Below are 16,457 nucleotides of genomic sequence, written 5' to 3' on the forward strand. Positions count from 1 at the left end.
GCTCACAACCCCGACGCACGCACATTAATAATCCACAGGCTCTAAAAAGCCCATTTTGCCCGATTGGTAATCTTGCAAGGTCTGCATGATTTCGGCTTGGGTATTCATCACAAACGGGCCGTAACTTACAATCGGCTCGTTGATGGGTTCGCCTCCTAAAATCAATAAACGAGTTTCATCACCCTGTGTCGTGACGGTCACCCACTCGCCTTTTTGACTCAATTTGGCAATGTTTTTCGCAGGAAGTTGTTTTTCGTTATTGAAACTCGCACTTCCCCGCGCTACGTGTACGGCTATGTTGAAACCTTCGGGCAATTGCAGATCAAATTCGGTGTTTCCTTTTACAATTACCTCCACCAAAAGAACGGGCGAGTAGGTCAACGCAGGGCCTTTGACCCCCTCTATTTCCCCCGAAATTACCCGCAACTGCGTTTGGTCGTTGAGCTGCACCGTTGGGATTTGTGCCGAAGTGAGTTCTTGATAACGCGGCTTTTCCATTTTGTGAGCGCGCGGCAGGTTGACCCACAACTGCACAAAATCAAGCACACCGCCTTGACGCGAGAAATTGATTTCGTGTTTTTCTTCGTGTACCAACCCCGAAGCCGCCGACATCCACTGCACGTCGCCCGCAAAAATCACCCCTTTATTTCCTGCCGAATCGCGGTGCTGCAATGCCCCGTCAAACACCACCGTTACGGTTTCAATACCACGGTGTGGGTGTTCGTCCACCCCTTTTGGTACAGGTGACGGTTTCACCTGCATAGGCCCGTGGTGGTCGAGCATCAAAAAAGGGCTAAAATCGCTGAAACGCTGCGAAGGAATCATGCTTTGTCCCACAAAACCGTCGCCTACTTGCTGCGGGCGGCCTACCCACGTATAGTCGATACTTTTGAATGATTTCATTATTTGGTCGTTAAAATGTGATTGATGTGGTCAATTTCGTCCTGAAAAATACTGTGCGGTGCGTTGGGATAAATTCTTTCGGTAACAGTCGCGCCCAACGTCCGAAACACTTCGCTGCTGTCTTGTACGCGGTCTTTGGGAACGTGCGCATCCACGTCCGAACAGCCCAAAAAAATCGGTGTTCCTGCAAAATTTCCCGTGTAGCGTTCGGTTTTTACGCTGTCTCCAATGACACCGCCGCTCAAAATAAACACGCCCCCAAAAGGCTGTGCATGACGGGCAACAAACTCCGAGGTCAAACAAGCTCCTTGCGAAAAGCCCAAGAAATACACGTTTTCCGACGAAATACCCGCCGCTTTTACCGTATCAAGCAACTTCTTCAACACGGCCAAGCCCGACGACAAACCAGGTTCGTTTTGGGCCTCTGGCGCCAAAAAACTGTACGGATACCACGTATTTCCCGTCGCTTGGGGGGCAGCTAGTGCAAAACCATCGACGGCCAATTCGGACGCAAGGCTCAAAATACTCTGAGCGCTTGCACCCCGACCGTGAGTCATAATGAGTACGCGTTTGGCTTGGTCAAGGGGTACACCCGCCCAAACCGTATTTTTTATCGTGTGCATGTTAGTTGTCAGTTAATGTTAGGGTGAGGTTACTCAATCCCGTATTTTTTATAAACCGCTTCGATTGAAATAGGTTGCAACAACTGCTCAATTTTCTCACGATTGCGTTCTTGCCAAGGGGGAAGTTTTAAGGCTTGACCCAATTTAGCTTTTTCTTCGTCCAACAAAAAGCCTGGAGGCGTGGTAGCGACTTCAAACAATACTCCACCTGGTTCGCGGAAGTAAATCGAATGAAAATACTGACGGTCAAGCACGTTGGTAGGCATAAATCCAGCCGACATCACGGCTTCTCTCACTTCCAACTGCGAAGCGTCGGTAGGCGTATCAAAGGCAATGTGGTGAACGGTACCTGCCCCGCCAAGTCCCCAGCGGTTGTTGCTATCCCAAACGATGTCCACGTACTGACCCGCTCCTGTGTTGCCTTTGGCCGCGTAACGGCGTCTTGGGCCTGATTCCGCAATAAACTCGTAATTGAGCGAGTTGGCCAACAAAGCCTCAGTGCGTTCGTAGCTCGTTTCCCAAAGTTCTACGCCCCAAAATCCACGAATCGAATACTCAAGCGGAATATGACCGTAGGTAAATCCTGGACGAAAATCTGTATCGTTGGCAATCAACTCCAAACCTAAGCCATCGGGGTCTTCAAAATACACCACTACTTCGTTGAAGCGTTGTTGGGGTGCTTTGTAAAGAATCCCGTATTGGTCAAAACGTTTCAACCAATAATCGAGGGCAGCAGTCGGAATCGAAAATGCGGTGGTAGCGGCTTGGCCTTTTCCGTGGCGGCCTTTTTGCGACCCAGCCCCGAACGGGAAGAAGGTCAAAATACTACCTGCGTTGCCTGTTTCGTCGCCGTAGTAAAAGTGATATACGTCGGGGGCGTCAAAATTGACCGTTTTTTTCACCAAACGTAATCCCAAAAGACCTACGTAAAAATCAACATTTTGTTGAGGGTCAGCGGCAATGGCTGTTACGTGGTGTATTCCTTTTATTAATTGTGTCGTTTCCATGTTCTTAGTTGTTTATTGTTATTCGGGTTGTTTTTGATGCTACAAAGGTCATGCAAAACCCCACGCCGTTCAATGGCGAAACACAGGAATACGTTGTCAAAATCAAGGAAGCTGTTTTTTTCTCAAAATTCTGCTCAATGCTTGCGTTTATTTTTGTAATTTATTTTATTTACGTAATTAATTACGTAATTATTTAAACACAACAGTCGCATGGATTTTTATCGTACCTTAGGCTACGTAGCGCTTGGGAGCTACATGCGCCGCCTCGGAGAAGTGAGCCTACAAGCATCGGCCCAAGTGTATCAGATGTACGGCATGGAAATGGAGGTTAAATGGTTTCCCGTTTTTTTGTCAGTAGCGCAAAACGAGGCCGAAACGGTTTCTAAAATTGCCGAATACATCGGTCAATCGCACGTTGGGGTCAGTTTGATGGTCAAAGAAATGACCAAAGCGGGTTTGTTTGAAACCCAAAAAGGCCCAACCGACAAACGTGAAACGCTCGTAAAACTCACCGAAAAAGGGCAAGAAATGAACCTTCGCATGAACGAACTGCTGGAGGATTTGCAGGATACGATGAATGAAGTGCGCAACGAATGCGAAACTGACGTGCTGCGGTCGTTGATGGAATACGAACAAGTCATTTTGAAAAAACCGTTACCCGAACGCATCAAGGCTCGCTTAAAACAGCGCGAACGCAATAAAGTGACAATTGTACCCTTCGACCCAGCCAACGAACGCCACCGCGAAGGGTTTAAACGCATTAATTACGAATGGATTGAGCGCTATTTTAAAGTAGAACCCCTCGACATGGAGTCGCTCGAACATCCAGAGAAATTCTACATCCAAAAAGGCGGCATCGTGCTGTTGGCCGAATACCAAGGGCAAATTGTGGGTACATCGGCCCTTAAACCCATGACCGACGATTGCATGGAATTGTCTAAAATGGGCGTGGACAACAACGCCAAAGGTTTAGGCATTGGTGAATTATTGGGGCAGTCTATCATTGATGAAGCGCACCGCATGGGTTTAAAACGCTTGTATTTGGAAACTAATTCGCGCCTGCTTCCCGCCCTCAACCTTTACCAAAAATTAGGCTTCAAAACCGTCAAAGACTTCAGCTCGCCCTACTCCCGCGCCGACGTGGCGATGGAGCTGTGGCTGGGGTAAAACTTTTGCCGTTGGCGCTTTTGTACTTAGTCAATACAAGATTCTCGTACAAGCTCCATGAACCGTAAGACATTTATAAAACAGCTTTCCGTGGTGGGATGCGCCGTCCCTTTTCTGCAAAATTCGCCTTTTTTGAAGCACGATTCGGAAGACGATTTTTACAAAAAAGTGGTAGAAGCCAATGCGAAAGAACTCGCCAGACTTACGCTTGCTCTAAGCCAACCCATCAAACAACTTCGGCGGAGTTTAGGGTTTGACTTGGCCAATTTGTCAGCGGGGTACGTCGAGCCTACTTCTCGTTATTTTCGTCAACCAGAGGTGCTAGGAATGATGGAAAAAATCATGTCCTTTTTGGAGAAAGAACAAAAACCCGACGGTACGCTCGATTTTGGCAATCTTTCGTCGCCACCCGATACGGCTTTTATCATTGACCCACTTTGTGCGGCGGCCCGTATTATCAAAAATGAACCCTCACTCCAGTCGATTTTTGGACAGCTGCAACGTTTTATTCAAAAAGCCTGTGGGCAGCTAACCGTCGGTGGGGTGCATACGCCCAACCACCGCTGGGTAGTAAGTGCCGCCCTCGCCAAAGCCAACAGTTTGTTTCCCAACCCTGCGTATGTCAATCGGATGAACGAATGGCTTTCGGAAGTGGTGTTTCAGGACAAAGATGGGGTTTATCTCGAACGCAGCGTTACGTACGCCGAGGTGGTCAACCGCTCGTTGATTTTTATGGCGCACTACGGCGGCAAAACCCAACTGCTCGAAAAAGTGAAGAAAAACCTCACTTGGCTTTATTACTGCATGGAACCCAACGGCGACATGGTAACGGTACAATCGCGCCGCCAAGACGCCTTTATGCTACGCCTCATCACCGAGTTTTATGTGCACTATCGGTACATGGCGATTCAGCAAAACGACCCGCTTTTTGGTGCTATGGTACAGTTTATTGAGACAATGCCCAATTTTCAAGAAACGGTGGAGAAAGATTTGCTCTACTATATGCTTGAAAATCCGCTGTTGAAGAAAACTCCTACCAACGGCTCTTTGCCTTTGGTTTACGAGAAAAAATTTGACGGAATTTCGCTCTTGCGCAAACGCAAAAACAACGAAAGTCTTTACCTCTTTGCGGGTGCCGATTGGCCGATTCAAGTAGCTTCGGGACGCTCAACCAACCCCAACTTTTTTGCCTATCGCAAAGGCCAAGCCATCCTAAAACACGTTCGGCTTTCTACGTCTTTTTTCAGTACAGGTTATTTTCGGGGAAAAGGAATTGAAAAAACGGCGAAAGGGTATCGAATTGGGCAAACGATTGAGGCGCCTTATTACCAGCCTTTGCCCAATAAATACAAAAAAGCCGACGGCGATTACCAGTTATCCCAAAGTACCGATGGCCGTTTTTGGAACAAAATGGACTTTGAACACCGCCCCGTTAGCAACGTCCAAACCCTAAAAACAGAGATTGTTTACGAAGAAAAAGACCAAAAACAGCTCCTCCATTTGACCGTAAACGGGCCAGAAGGCGTGCGGGTAGTGGTGGAATTGTGTTTTCACGAACAAGGGGAATTAGCTCATTGCATTCCTTCATCTGCCAACCCTACCGATCACTTTTTACCCGAAGGTTACGGCCAGTTCAAAGCAGGAAACGACACCATTACGTTTGGTCCTGGCGTCAAAAAACACGAATCCATCCGAGGCTTGGAGGGCGAGTTGTACAGTACCCATTTTGGAACACTCCGCACCAACGGGCGCTACGTATTCCTAACGGCCATTTGTCCGTTTCAGCACACACTAGAAATTTACTAAGAAAAAGGGCTGCTTTCCAACGAAAGCAGCCCTCAAATACCTGTATTAGAACTTCAACGTACTTGGTAAATATTTGGCTACCAAGTCTTCGTAGTATGGTTTCAACTCTTGTACGTTTGGCGGATAAGGCACTTTTGAGTACAAATCGTACGGATTAAATTTGTTTACCCACTCAAACATTTTGTGGTCGTGCTTACTCATCAAGTGGTCGTAAGCGCCCTCACGGTGCTGCGAGTAAAATGAGTGATAACGGAGCATGTACAATCCTTCTTCAGGAATGTAGTTTTTCATGATTTGGTAGATGTACTCATCGTGTCCCCAGCTCAATTTTACGTTGTCCAAACCGCAATTTGGCTCATAAATACCATATTTTGTATTGAAACGTGCGTCTGTGCTGTCGGGATTCAAATCAAAAAACTCAGGATAAACGATGCGATCTGAGTGTTTGCAACCCACAGGGAAAGTATCACCAACCACCGCCCATTGTGGCTCACCAAAAAGGCAAAGAACTTTACCCAAATCGTGCAAAAAGCCCGTCAAAACAAACCAATCAGGGTGACCATCTTGACGAATTGCTTCTGACGTTTGGAGCAAGTGTTGAAGCTGATCCAAATCGGTGTCTGGATCCGAGTCGTCCACCAAGGTATTCAAAAACGCAACGGCATCCCAAATAGACATTTCGCGTTTGTTGAACGCCAAAAATTCGCGCTCTTTTTCCACCACAAAATCGTAGGTTTGATAGGTGTGGTTCAAACGATAGAACTCTCTAACGGTATTTACCCGCTCAGAATCTTCATAGTTACGATAATCATCCTTGGCTTTTGTGCCAGGTTCGGGGTAGCGTTCGAGTACGTCGTCTTCCCAATCTTCCAGGCTTTGAAGCGGTGTTGGATTTACATTTTCCATTTTTATGTTGTTAAGAATATTTGATGCGACATGACGAACCAATGGGTTCTTTCATTGCAAGTATAAAATATAATTTTTCTACAAAATAATGGCACTGAGTTATTTTTCAATGCAAACGTTTGTAATTATTTAAAATAAATGTGCGACCTGCCCAAGACCGTGCTACGCCCCTTGAATAACGGGCAAAACAGCCTCAATCGCCGCGCGGTTTGCTTCTTTGTCGTCGGGCAGCATGAGGTGTGTCCCTAGTTCTTCTTCCGACTCATCCACCGCAAATCCTGGCGGAATGGTGGCCACCTCAAACAGCTGATGCGAAGGCACGCGGAAGTAAATCGAACGGAAATATTTGCGGTCGCGGACTTCGGTCACTTGCATTCCCAACTCCTCCACCAACCGATGACGCAAAGCCAATAACGCTTCAAACGTTTCGACTTTCCAAGCCACGTGGTGAACTGTACCCAAGCCGTTTTTGCCGCGTGGTGCATCGGCCGCTGCCCGAACAAGCTCAAGGCAACTTCCCGCTCCTCCTTCATTGACTTTCAAGCGAATACGCTCACCTTCCTGCCCGATTTCGGCCATGTTCATTTCGGAAGTCAAAAACGCGCGAAGGACGTCCCAATCGCTCGCCGCCACCCACAACGTCACGTGGTGAATGCCTCGAATCCCTACCTCAGCCGACACCTCGTCCGTGACGTAAGGAGTGCGGGTATCCGAATCGTCGGCAATGAATTCCAACTGCAAGCCCGACGGGTCGCGAAACCAACGAACCTCTTGCCCAAACCGCTTCGAAGTGGTAACGGCAAAGCCATTTTCGGTCAACCGTTCCGACCAAAATGCCAATGCCGTACTTGGCACCGAAAAAGCGGTGGAAATAATCAAACCCGTTCCTTCTTCACCCGCCCGCACGCCTTGGCCTTTGTACGGAAAAGTGGTAAAAACGGTACCAGGTGTACCTACTTGGTCGGCGTAGTAAAAGTGATACACCGAATTATTATCAAAATTGACGGTCTTTTTGACCAACCGAAGCCCAAGGATTTTGGTATAAAAATCATAGTCTTCCTGCGCGTCGTTGACCGTCGCCGTGACGTGGTGAAGTCCTTTGAGTAATTGCTGTGTGTTCATAAGAAAATGGGGGTTAGAAAACCTCCCGAAAGTTCTGAAACTTTCGGGAGGTTAGCACTAGACATTCGGAAGATTAGTTCTAAACTCAGTAAAAGCTACGTTCTCTGCTTTTTTGAAGACTTTGCTAAAATGCGCCACATCTTCGTAACCAAGCTGATACGCAATCTCTTTGGCACTTAATTCGGAATAACGCGCCAAGCGCTTTGCTTCCAATACCAAACGGTTTTGGATAAAATCCTTGGCCGATGTCCCCGTTTCAGCTTTGATAACGTCGTTGAGGTGATTGGCCGTTAGGAGCTGTCGGTCGGCATAATCGCCCACTTTGTGAAACTGCTTGAACAACTGCTCCACATCGTTTTTAAACTGCTTCACAATCTCCGACTTACGCTTGTCGAGGGGTTTATTGGGCAAATAGTTAGCCGCTTTGAAGCGTTTGCACTGCACTAAAAACAGTTTTAACCACGCCCCCACGGCCTCCCATTTTTGCAGATTTGACTCCGCCACTTCGTTGGCAATGGCCGACAAAAACGGTTGAAGTTGGTGCATTTCGGCGGTTGTCAGTTCGATAGGGCGCGATTCGTCGCAGTTGAAAAACAAATCCATGTCGTACAACTGCGCGGGAGCAATGCTATAATTTTGAAGAAAATCGGGACGAAACAACACCACGTGACCGCGCGGCGTGGGCTGCGTCAGGGTCACGTGGTGAATTTGCTCAGGCGACACAAAATAAACGGTGTTGGGCCGTAGCGGATAATTGGTAAAATCAATTTGGTGCGTTCCTTCGGCTTCTTCCACCACCAATACCGTAAAGTAATCGTGGCGGTGGGGCAAATCAGGCGTTTGGTTGCGCCGTTCTTCGACCTCCTGCATCGTCCGATACACAAACGGAACCGAAAGGTGCGCTTGCCGAATGTGAATGGGTTCTTTCTCAGACATCATCCGAATCATAGACGATGACCTTTTCCCACAGGTGCGCGCAGTTTTCCACAAATTTGTGGTGAACAGGGTGGTCTTGATAGACATCTTGTGCCTCTTTGGTATCAAAAAGCATCAACCACGACACCGAATACGAACGGTCAATTACCCCACGGTGTGTATCGGCAACTTTGCCAATATGGGCCAATTTTACACCTTCAATCGACGTCAAGGTTTGCAAACCTGCCACAAGCGCCTCGCGATCAGCGGCACTATCAGGGTTGTTTAAGAAAAAGAATACGTGATGAACAAACATGCGTTTGGGGATTATTAGTTGGGTTATTACACAATTGGCAATAGAAGGTTAAAAATACATTTTTTTACCTTTTTTTCTACAAAGTTCGGCGCAAAGTAGCCGTCGGAATATCAAGTTGTTCGCGGTATTTTGCCACGGTTCGGCGGGCCACGGGATACCCTTTTTCGGCCAATAATTCTGCCAGTTGGAAATCGTTTAGCGGGCTTTGTTTGTCTTCCTGCGCCACCAACTCCGCCAAGGCCAGCTGAATCTGCCGATTCGATACTTCCTCACCCGAGTCAGTCTTAACACCTTCCGTAAACAAATCTTTGAGGTGAATGACGCCAAAAGGCGTTTGGGCGTATTTACCGCTGGTCACCCTCGAAATCGTCGAAACGTCCATCTGAATCCGTTCGGCCACGTCGCGAAGTACCATCGGTTTGAGCATCCGTACATCGCCCGTTCGGAAATAGTCTTCCTGCAATTTCACAATCGTACGCATCGACTTCAACATCGTATTTTGACGCTGCTGTATCGCATCAATGAGCCAGTTGGCGGCATTGATTTTGGAATTGACGTAGGTATTGGCCGCTCGTGATTTCCCCAAGTCATGGGTATATGATTTGTTGATTTTCAGCGGCGGAATCCGTCGATTGTTCAGTTCCACTTCTATCAAATCCCCATCGACCATGACGATGTAATCGGGAATCACGTTATCTTTTACGCCCAACACCTCTGCTTGGTTGCTTGTACTAACAGGCTGAGGGTTAAGTGTTCCGACAAACGCCAATACATCTTTGAGTTGGTTAGCATTGATTCCCAGCCCTTTCATGAGTTTTTCGTAGCTCCGCCCCGCCAAGTCATCAAAGTGTTTCTTGACCAGTTCTTTGGCCAACGTAGCTTCGGGCTCCTGACGCCGTTCCAACTGCAACAACAAACAATCTTGCAGGTTTTTAGCTCCTAAACCCGCAGGCTCCATGTGGCGTAGCAGGTCAATCAACTCCATCATTTCGGTGACTTCCACGTAAATTCCGCTCGTAAACGAAACATCATCTGCCAGCGCCTCGGCGGTATAAGTCAAGTATCCTTCGTCGGTCAGGGAATCTACCAAAAAATCGGCTAAAATCTGTTGCCGCTCCGTCAGCAAGAGCAAATGAAACTGTTCCTTTAACTCTTGTCGCCAAGAAACATTTTCAACTACGGCAGGGGTGTAAGTCGTATCGTCGTCAGAATAATTATTGATACGTGTTTTGTAATCAGGCACATCGTCGTCTCTAAACTCATCCCAATCCATGTAATCTTGCGTACGGTCATCGCCACGGTCACTGACACCACCTTCGGCGGCATTATCCCAGTCGTCGTCCGATGATTCTTCGTTTCCTTCGTCCAAAAAAGGATTTTCCTCCAGCTCGTTTTTGATATGTTGCTCCAACTCAAGGGTATTGAGTTGCAAAAAATTGAGCAGCTGTATCTGCGCTGGGGATATTTTGAGCGATTGTTTTTGTGTCTGAACTAAATTTAACATAGCTGGCTGTTGGTGACCAAAACATTCTTATACATTATGGTAACGTAAAAGCAACGTATTGATTACCTTTTTTTGTTCCAAGTTTCGTTCCTCCGCAGGCCATCACAATGTACTGTTTGCCATTGACCTGATAGGTAGCAGGCGTTGCAAAGGCGGCCGCGGGGAGTTTGGTTTCCCAAAGCAATTTACCTGTTTTTTTGTCAAATGCCCTAAACATTCCATCTTTCGTGGCGGCAATAAACAGCAGTCCACTGGCCGTAATCACGGGGCCACCGTAGTTTTCTACCCCCGTATTTTTTATTCCTTTTTCGAGCAATGCAGGCTCATATCCAAAAGGAATTTTCCAACGGTATTCCCCCGTATTGAGGTCAATGGCGTTGAGTGTTCCCCAAGGCGGCGTAATGGCTGGGAGCCCTTTGCTGTCCAAAAACTTATTGTAACCCGTGCTTGTGTAAGGTAAGTAAGGCATTTTTGAATTACCGCCGCCGCTGGCTTCTTTTTTCTCTTCACCAAACAAAAATGCCACCAACGCCTGCTTGTCGGCCGCGCTGAGGGTCGTAAAACCTGGCATCATGCCTTTGCCCGACGTAATGAGGTTGGACACGAAGGCTTTGTCGCGTTTGGTTGAAATATCCACCAACGACGGATACCCACTTTTAGCATTTCCCTTCCGTTCTGGCCCGTGGCAAGAGGTACAAAGCGTGGCATAGGTACGTTCGCCCAGTGGCAAATGCGCCAGCGCGTCTTGCTTAGGGGTGTCTTTCATGGTCAAAATCCACGCCATTTCGTTGCTGTTGACATACATGATACCCTCAGGATCCACGGCGGCCCCGCCCCATTCGGCCCCACCGTCAAAGCCAGGAAAAATCACTGTTCCTTCTTTTGAAGGCGCGGCAAAGAGCGCATTCTTGTATTTTTTCACGTTCGCAATTAGCTCTTCGCGGTTTTCGGCATAGGGGCTGATTTCCTTTTCCGTCACCGTAGGCGACTGACGCGCAAATGGTGCAGGCTTGGTCGGGACGGGTTGGGTTGGCCACGTTTGTTCGCCCACCAAATTGGATTTGTGCGCAGGTACTTCTTTGATAGGAAACAGCGGCTTTCCCGTTACGCGGTCAAATACAAACACATAGCCTTGCTTCGTCACTTGGGCTACGGCGTCGATGTTCTTGCCATTTTGTTTAACCGTCACTAAATTAGGCGGAGCGGGCAAATCGCGGTCCCAGACGTCGTGGTGCATGGTTTGGAAATGCCACAATCGCTTGCCTGTACGCGCATCCAAGGCGAGTAAGCAGTTGGAAAACAAGTTTTGCCCTTTGCGATTTCCCGCATAAAAATCGTAGGCAGCCGAGCCCGTCGGCACGAACAAAATGCCTCGCTTGCGATCCACCGACATCCCCGACCAGTTGTTGGCCGCTCCTACATCCGTATTTTTATAGGCATTTTTGGGAAAGGTTTCGTACCCAAACTCTCCAGGATACGGAATGGTGTGGAAAGTCCACGCCAATTTCCCCGTTTTGACATTAAACGCCCGAATATCGCCTGGAGCAGCATCCGCCCCTTCCGACAACCGAACGGGCATCACAATCAGGTCTTCAAAAATGGTCCCAGGGGTGTTCGACACCATAAATTTATCTTTGGCCGATTCGGGTAATCCTGTGTGCAAATCCACCCGACCATTTTCGCCAAAAGAAGGAATCGTTTTACCCGTTTTTGCGTCGATGGCGTACAAATACGGCCCCATCGTGTGCAAAATTCGCTCGTCGTTTCCTTCCCGCCAGTACGCCACACCACGGCTGGTGCTCGCCCAGTTTTTGAGTGGGTCGCCAAACCGCCACAATTCTTTTCCCGTAGCCGCATCCAAGGCAAACGCCTGCACGGAGGCCGTCACGCCGTACAAAACACCGTTGACCACAATCGGATTTACCTGCATTTGTCCCGAATCAGGTGTAGCATACGTCCACGCGACTTTCAAATTTTGCACGTTTTCGGGCGTAATCTGCGTAAGGGTAGAATAGTGATTACGCTCAGGGCCGCCGAGGTATTCTGGCCATTCTTCCGAAGAAGTTTGGATTTTATTTCCCCAAGGAAACTGAGCAGCCACGAGGGCGATAAGCGCAACGGGAAGGAGACGTTTCATACGTAACAAAAATGAAGTTAATGCTTTCTTTTAAAGTCAGCTTTTGGGGGTCAGTTACTCACAAAGACAATAGGCAATACACATATCTTCTTTGCATTTGGGCGGTTTTGCTTTAAAATCAAATAAAAATGTGTTGATTTGAACCCTTGAATAACATTTACTAGAAAAAACCGTTACTTTCTCGGAGATTTAGTGATTATTTTGGCAAAATGTTTGCGGTAGCGTTTGGTATTATGATGAGACGATTAGCTTTCACCTTCTTATTGGGACTCTGTTTGCGAGTAGGTTACGCCCAAGACCCGCAGTTTTCGCAATTTTATGCGAACCCCTTGTACCTTAACCCTGCTTTTGCGGGGGGAGACTTGGCGCCTCGTGTCATGATGAACTACCGTAATCAATGGCCTGGGTTATCGGCCAACTACGTTACTACTTCTTTCGCCGTTGATCATTATTTTTCCAATGTCAACAGCGGGGTTGGGTTGATGTTTGTCAATGATTCGCAAGGAACGGGAAGCCTTCGTAGCTCCGAAGTTTCGGGACAATATTCGTATCAGTTGCGTTTCAATGAAAGCACTGCCTTGCGCATGGGCTTACAAGGTACGTACGGAAATCGCCGCGCCAATTTATCGGATTTAACGTTTGGCGACCAATACACCAACCGTGGTTTTACAGGGAATGCTACCGCCGACCCGATTGCACTTAACGGCTCACCTTCAATACATTATTTAAGTTTTTCAACGGGACTTTTACTTTACTCCGACAAATATTGGATAGGCGTGGCAGCGCACCACATCAACCGCCCCGAACAAGGCTTTTTTCAAGTAGCGGATGGGACGCGCCTTCCCCTCAAAGGAAGTTTGCACGCGGGTTTGCGCATTCCGTTTGGGGGATACACGGGCTTAGGCGATGAATTAGACCGCGAAATGAGCATTTCGCCCGCTATCAATTATAAGTTTCAAGGAAAATACGACCAGCTCGATTTGGGGGTATATGTCACCTATTCACCCATTGTCCTTGGGCTTTGGTACCGTGGCTTGCCCATCAAAAAGTACGTCGCCAACATTTCTAACCGCGAGTCGCTCATTGCCTTGGTAGGTTACCGCCACGACCGTTTCTCGTTTGGGTATAGCTACGACATCACGGTGTCATCGTTGGGGCTACCTAGCGGCGGTTCGCACGAGATTTCACTCGCTTACACCTTCGACTACGAGCCTTCACCCCGCAAACGTCGGGTTAAGAAAGACAAACAATTGTCTTGTCCGAAATTCTAGGAAGCACTGAAAGTGGTTGTGAGCAACCACTGGCACAATGGACGCGGTTATGAGTAACCGCTGGTACGATAGACGTGGTTGTGAGCAACCACTTTCACGACAAGCGCGGTTGTGAGCAACCGCTTTCACAGTGCCCGCGGTTGCTCACAACCGCGTTTCCGCATTTGAGCGCACAATGCACTACAACTTCACTTGATTCGCTACTACGTCTTTGAGGCGCTGGTCGTGGGTTACAACGACGAGGCTTGCCCCAATTTGCTCCGATTGATTTTTGAGAAGCGTAATTACTTTGTCACAGTTGTCATCGTCCAAGCTCGAAGTAGGCTCGTCGGCCAAAATCACCGCAGGATTGTTCATCAAAGCACGGGCAATGCTCACGCGTTGCTGCTCCCCTTGACTCAATTGATGCGTTTTTTTGGATAAATGTTCGGCAAAACCCAACTCTTCGGCCAGCGCGCGAGCACGGTTTTTATCTTGAAATTTTTGGGCTAAATAATTGGGCAAAAGCACATTTTCTAACACGCTCAGCGAACTCACAAAATGGGGTTTTTGATAGACAATCCCGATTTGGCTCGCCCGAACCGCTGCCGCTTCTGCTACCGACAAGGGAGTAATATCCTTATCTCCAATGATGACGCTCCCCCCTTCGGGACGCAACAAAAGTGCCATTAAGTGAAGCAAAGTAGTTTTTCCTCGCCCCGACTGCCCCAAAATCAACAGGGCTTCACGGTCGGCGCAAGTTATGTCTGGAAACGTAAATCGTTTTTGTGGACTGTACGAAAACGTAAGGTTCTGGCAAGAAATCATTGATTTTTATGAGTTAGGAAATTCGGGAGGGTTATTCTCCCGAATCAAATCTTTCGTATCACTTTTATTGTCGGAAACGGCGTTTCACGATTTCAAGCAAATCGCCAACGACATCCCCCGTCATGTCCCAAAGGTACTGCGACGCAAATTTATACGTAATCAACGAACGGGCTGTATCGTAATCAGGGGCTTGTTCCAATTCCGAAATGGCCGTTTCGTAGGCACTGTTGCTTCCGTTAAACAAATGGTGGATGAACATAAACTTCTGGTTCAACGGAATACTCTGCGAAATGCTGGTAATCGCTTGCTTCTGATACACATCCGAAATACTCGATTGTTCTACCCGCAAACGGTCATTGAGTGACTCTTTTACCCCATTTTCACTTCCACCAACCACTTGATTAAGGGTGGCGGGCGTAGGGTTTGCAGGAGCAGGCGGCGTATAGCTCACAGGCTCTTGTTTTTGCACAGGTTCAGTTGGTTTTGCTGGTATTGGCTCGGGCGCAGGAATAGCCACGGGCGTATATTCAGGCTCGGGTTCTTCTTCTGGCTCAGGTTCAGGAACAAGGGTATCAAAGAAGGAGCGATTGGGTTCATCAACTACCTTTGGCGGTTCAACGCGCGTTGTTTTTTTGACAAGATGAGTGATATCTAAGGGTACTTTTGCCGAAAAATGCCCTACCCACTGTTCAATATTATCCAGTTCGTCAGCGTGTTTTTGCAAGGCTTGCTCCGACCATTCAATCGCCTGATTCACATAAACGAAGCTGCGGTCTTTCATTCCTTTGGCCAGCTCTTGCGGAATAAATTTATTAAACCGAACGTACTTGCAAAGCTGCTGCACCAAATCGGCCGTCACCGAAAAATTAGCTTGGTCGCGAAAAAGCTCATTAAAATACGAGTTGGGATCAATCAATAATACCAACGTATTTTTGGTTGCCTCCAATAAAATAGGTTCTAGTGCTTCTCGCTTGACCGAAATGTTGCGCGAGACAACATTCATAAATTGCTTCAACGCTTCTTTCACCTCGCCCTGCTCAAAGTCGAAATAAGGACTACGAAAGGTCTCCGCATCGGCTCGCCATTTTTCGTATAAACTACTGATAACAAACAGATTTATCTGTGGAATCGCTGTCAAATTCAGAATTTGCTGACCCGACGCCGTGGTGTTCTGAGCAAAGAAATCATCGCATACTTTCCGCGCAAACCGCTGACTATAGTCGTTGAGTGCGCTGAGATTAAACTTGTGGAGCATCCTAAAATTTGTTTGTTTTGTAAAGGTAATCGGCGAAAATCAGTTATCCGAATTATTTTAGTTCATAAGTCACTAGAACATCAACCCTACCGTATGTTTATTGAACCCAATCATCATTCCCAACCTAAACAAACAAGCCTTGGCTGGATAGAAGTCGTCTGTGGTTCGATGTTCTCTGGCAAAACCGAAGAGCTCATTCGCCGCCTCAATCGTGCTAAAATTGCGCGCCAAAAAGTTGAAATTTTTAAACCCGCCATTGATAAACGCTATCATGACGAGGACATTGTCTCGCACAACGAAAATTCGATTCGCTCTACTCCCGTCAATACCTCCGAAGAAATAGTACTTTTCGCAGGTGATTGCGACGTGGTCGGCATTGATGAAGCGCAATTTTTAGACCAAAATCTAGTCGAAGTTTGTAATAAACTTGCCAGCAGCGGAAAGCGCGTCATCGTCGCGGGCCTTGACATGGACTTTTCGGGCAAGCCTTTTGGGCCTATGCCGCTCTTAATGGCTGTGGCAGAATATGTTACAAAGGTCCACGCTATTTGCGTTACCTGTGGCTCGGTGGCCCAATACTCCTACCGAAAGGTAACGTCTCAAGATAAAATTTTATTGGGCGAAACCGACTCTTACGAGGCGCGTTGCCGAAGATGCTACCATTTGGGCGATTTGGCCTGATTCTTGTTGGCAATTTATATCGAATAAAAAACGCTAC

Annotated in this window: 15 protein-coding genes; 4 read left to right on the forward strand and 11 right to left on the reverse strand. The window is 47.6% G+C overall.

The window, feature by feature from the left end:
* Positions 1–24: 24 nt before the first annotated feature.
* Genes AC23N5_RS01690 through AC23N5_RS01700 form a run of 3 tightly spaced genes read right to left on the reverse strand, consistent with a single transcriptional unit; the run spans position 25 to position 2,533 of the window.
* Positions 25–903, reverse strand: coding sequence for a pirin family protein (locus AC23N5_RS01690; RefSeq protein WP_487754252.1), 879 nt, complete (start codon positions 901–903; stop codon positions 25–27).
* Positions 903–1,526, reverse strand: a complete 624-nt coding sequence (locus tag AC23N5_RS01695) for an alpha/beta hydrolase (protein ID WP_487754253.1) — start codon at positions 1,524–1,526, stop codon at positions 903–905. The genes AC23N5_RS01690 and AC23N5_RS01695 overlap by 1 nt, the downstream gene beginning before the upstream one ends.
* 29 nt (positions 1,527–1,555) lie before the next feature.
* Positions 1,556–2,533 (reverse strand): ring-cleaving dioxygenase, encoded by a 978-nt coding sequence (locus tag AC23N5_RS01700; RefSeq protein ID WP_487754254.1) that lies wholly within the window; start codon positions 2,531–2,533, stop codon positions 1,556–1,558.
* Between the two features lie 210 nt (positions 2,534–2,743).
* Between AC23N5_RS01700 and AC23N5_RS01705 the strand changes: the two genes are divergently transcribed.
* Entirely contained in the window at positions 2,744–3,700 is a 957-nt protein-coding gene (locus AC23N5_RS01705; RefSeq protein WP_487754255.1) for a bifunctional helix-turn-helix transcriptional regulator/GNAT family N-acetyltransferase, read from the forward strand.
* A gap of 57 nt (positions 3,701–3,757) precedes the next feature.
* Positions 3,758–5,506 carry a hypothetical protein gene (locus AC23N5_RS01710; protein ID WP_487754256.1) on the forward strand — a complete coding sequence of 583 codons (1,749 nt, stop codon included), beginning with the start codon at positions 3,758–3,760 and terminating at the stop codon, positions 5,504–5,506.
* 45 nt (positions 5,507–5,551) lie between these two features.
* Here AC23N5_RS01710 and AC23N5_RS01715 read toward each other — a convergent pair whose 3' ends face one another.
* The 6 genes from AC23N5_RS01715 to AC23N5_RS01740 form a co-directional block, all read right to left on the reverse strand.
* Positions 5,552–6,412: an inositol oxygenase family protein gene (locus AC23N5_RS01715; RefSeq protein WP_183972249.1), complete on the reverse strand. Its 861-nt coding sequence runs from the start codon at positions 6,410–6,412 to the stop codon at positions 5,552–5,554.
* Positions 6,413–6,574: 162 nt separating this feature from the next.
* Positions 6,575–7,534 carry a VOC family protein gene (locus AC23N5_RS01720; RefSeq protein ID WP_487754257.1) on the reverse strand — a complete coding sequence of 320 codons (960 nt, stop codon included), beginning with the start codon at positions 7,532–7,534 and terminating at the stop codon, positions 6,575–6,577.
* A 57-nt stretch (positions 7,535–7,591) separates the two neighbouring features.
* Positions 7,592–8,482 (reverse strand): helix-turn-helix domain-containing protein, encoded by an 891-nt coding sequence (locus tag AC23N5_RS01725; protein ID WP_487754258.1) that lies wholly within the window; start codon positions 8,480–8,482, stop codon positions 7,592–7,594.
* Entirely contained in the window at positions 8,463–8,765 is a 303-nt protein-coding gene (locus AC23N5_RS01730) for a Dabb family protein (protein ID WP_028523984.1), read from the reverse strand. The genes AC23N5_RS01725 and AC23N5_RS01730 overlap by 20 nt, the downstream gene beginning before the upstream one ends.
* 76 nt (positions 8,766–8,841) lie before the next feature.
* Positions 8,842–10,269 carry an RNA polymerase factor sigma-54 gene (rpoN, locus tag AC23N5_RS01735; protein ID WP_487754259.1) on the reverse strand — a complete coding sequence of 476 codons (1,428 nt, stop codon included), beginning with the start codon at positions 10,267–10,269 and terminating at the stop codon, positions 8,842–8,844.
* 34 nt (positions 10,270–10,303) lie between these two features.
* Positions 10,304–12,406: an outer membrane protein assembly factor BamB family protein gene (locus AC23N5_RS01740; RefSeq protein ID WP_183978401.1), complete on the reverse strand. Its 2,103-nt coding sequence runs from the start codon at positions 12,404–12,406 to the stop codon at positions 10,304–10,306.
* Between the two features lie 233 nt (positions 12,407–12,639).
* Here AC23N5_RS01740 and AC23N5_RS01745 point away from each other — a divergent pair, with 233 nt between their 5' ends.
* Positions 12,640–13,677, forward strand: coding sequence for a PorP/SprF family type IX secretion system membrane protein (locus AC23N5_RS01745; RefSeq protein WP_487754260.1), 1,038 nt, complete (start codon positions 12,640–12,642; stop codon positions 13,675–13,677).
* Between the two features lie 180 nt (positions 13,678–13,857).
* Here the strand turns inward: AC23N5_RS01745 and AC23N5_RS01750 are convergent, their stop codons facing one another.
* Complete coding sequence (locus AC23N5_RS01750) at positions 13,858–14,484, reverse strand: ABC transporter ATP-binding protein (RefSeq protein ID WP_487754261.1); 627 nt, start codon at positions 14,482–14,484, stop codon at positions 13,858–13,860.
* 64 nt (positions 14,485–14,548) lie between these two features.
* A complete protein-coding gene (locus tag AC23N5_RS01755; protein ID WP_487754262.1) occupies positions 14,549–15,739 on the reverse strand; it encodes a hypothetical protein in 1,191 nt (396 codons plus the stop codon).
* A 93-nt stretch (positions 15,740–15,832) separates the two neighbouring features.
* Between AC23N5_RS01755 and AC23N5_RS01760 the strand changes: the two genes are divergently transcribed.
* Positions 15,833–16,420 (forward strand): thymidine kinase, encoded by a 588-nt coding sequence (locus AC23N5_RS01760; protein ID WP_183978395.1) that lies wholly within the window; start codon positions 15,833–15,835, stop codon positions 16,418–16,420.
* Positions 16,421–16,457: the final 37 nt, after the last annotated feature.

This window comes from Runella sp. R5_40, assembly GCF_057652295.1.

Excerpts from the sequence above, each read along its gene's own strand:
- rpoN (WP_487754259.1), bottom strand. The coding sequence starts at position 10,269 with ATGTTAAATTTAGTTCAGACACAAAAACAATCGCTCAAAATATCCCCA.
- AC23N5_RS01750 (WP_487754261.1), bottom strand. The coding sequence starts at position 14,484 with ATGATTTCTTGCCAGAACCTTACGTTTTCGTACAGTCCACAAAAACGA.
- AC23N5_RS01725 (WP_487754258.1), bottom strand. The coding sequence starts at position 8,482 with ATGATTCGGATGATGTCTGAGAAAGAACCCATTCACATTCGGCAAGCG.
- AC23N5_RS01690 (WP_487754252.1), bottom strand. The coding sequence starts at position 903 with ATGAAATCATTCAAAAGTATCGACTATACGTGGGTAGGCCGCCCGCAG.
- AC23N5_RS01700 (WP_487754254.1), bottom strand. The coding sequence starts at position 2,533 with ATGGAAACGACACAATTAATAAAAGGAATACACCACGTAACAGCCATT.
- AC23N5_RS01710 (WP_487754256.1), top strand. The coding sequence starts at position 3,758 with ATGAACCGTAAGACATTTATAAAACAGCTTTCCGTGGTGGGATGCGCC.
- AC23N5_RS01740 (WP_183978401.1), bottom strand. The coding sequence starts at position 12,406 with ATGAAACGTCTCCTTCCCGTTGCGCTTATCGCCCTCGTGGCTGCTCAG.
- AC23N5_RS01720 (WP_487754257.1), bottom strand. The coding sequence starts at position 7,534 with ATGAACACACAGCAATTACTCAAAGGACTTCACCACGTCACGGCGACG.
- AC23N5_RS01695 (WP_487754253.1), bottom strand. The coding sequence starts at position 1,526 with ATGCACACGATAAAAAATACGGTTTGGGCGGGTGTACCCCTTGACCAA.
- AC23N5_RS01715 (WP_183972249.1), bottom strand. The coding sequence starts at position 6,412 with ATGGAAAATGTAAATCCAACACCGCTTCAAAGCCTGGAAGATTGGGAA.
- AC23N5_RS01760 (WP_183978395.1), top strand. The coding sequence starts at position 15,833 with ATGTTTATTGAACCCAATCATCATTCCCAACCTAAACAAACAAGCCTT.
- AC23N5_RS01755 (WP_487754262.1), bottom strand. The coding sequence starts at position 15,739 with ATGCTCCACAAGTTTAATCTCAGCGCACTCAACGACTATAGTCAGCGG.
- AC23N5_RS01745 (WP_487754260.1), top strand. The coding sequence starts at position 12,640 with ATGATGAGACGATTAGCTTTCACCTTCTTATTGGGACTCTGTTTGCGA.
- AC23N5_RS01705 (WP_487754255.1), top strand. The coding sequence starts at position 2,744 with ATGGATTTTTATCGTACCTTAGGCTACGTAGCGCTTGGGAGCTACATG.
- AC23N5_RS01730 (WP_028523984.1), bottom strand. The coding sequence starts at position 8,765 with ATGTTTGTTCATCACGTATTCTTTTTCTTAAACAACCCTGATAGTGCC.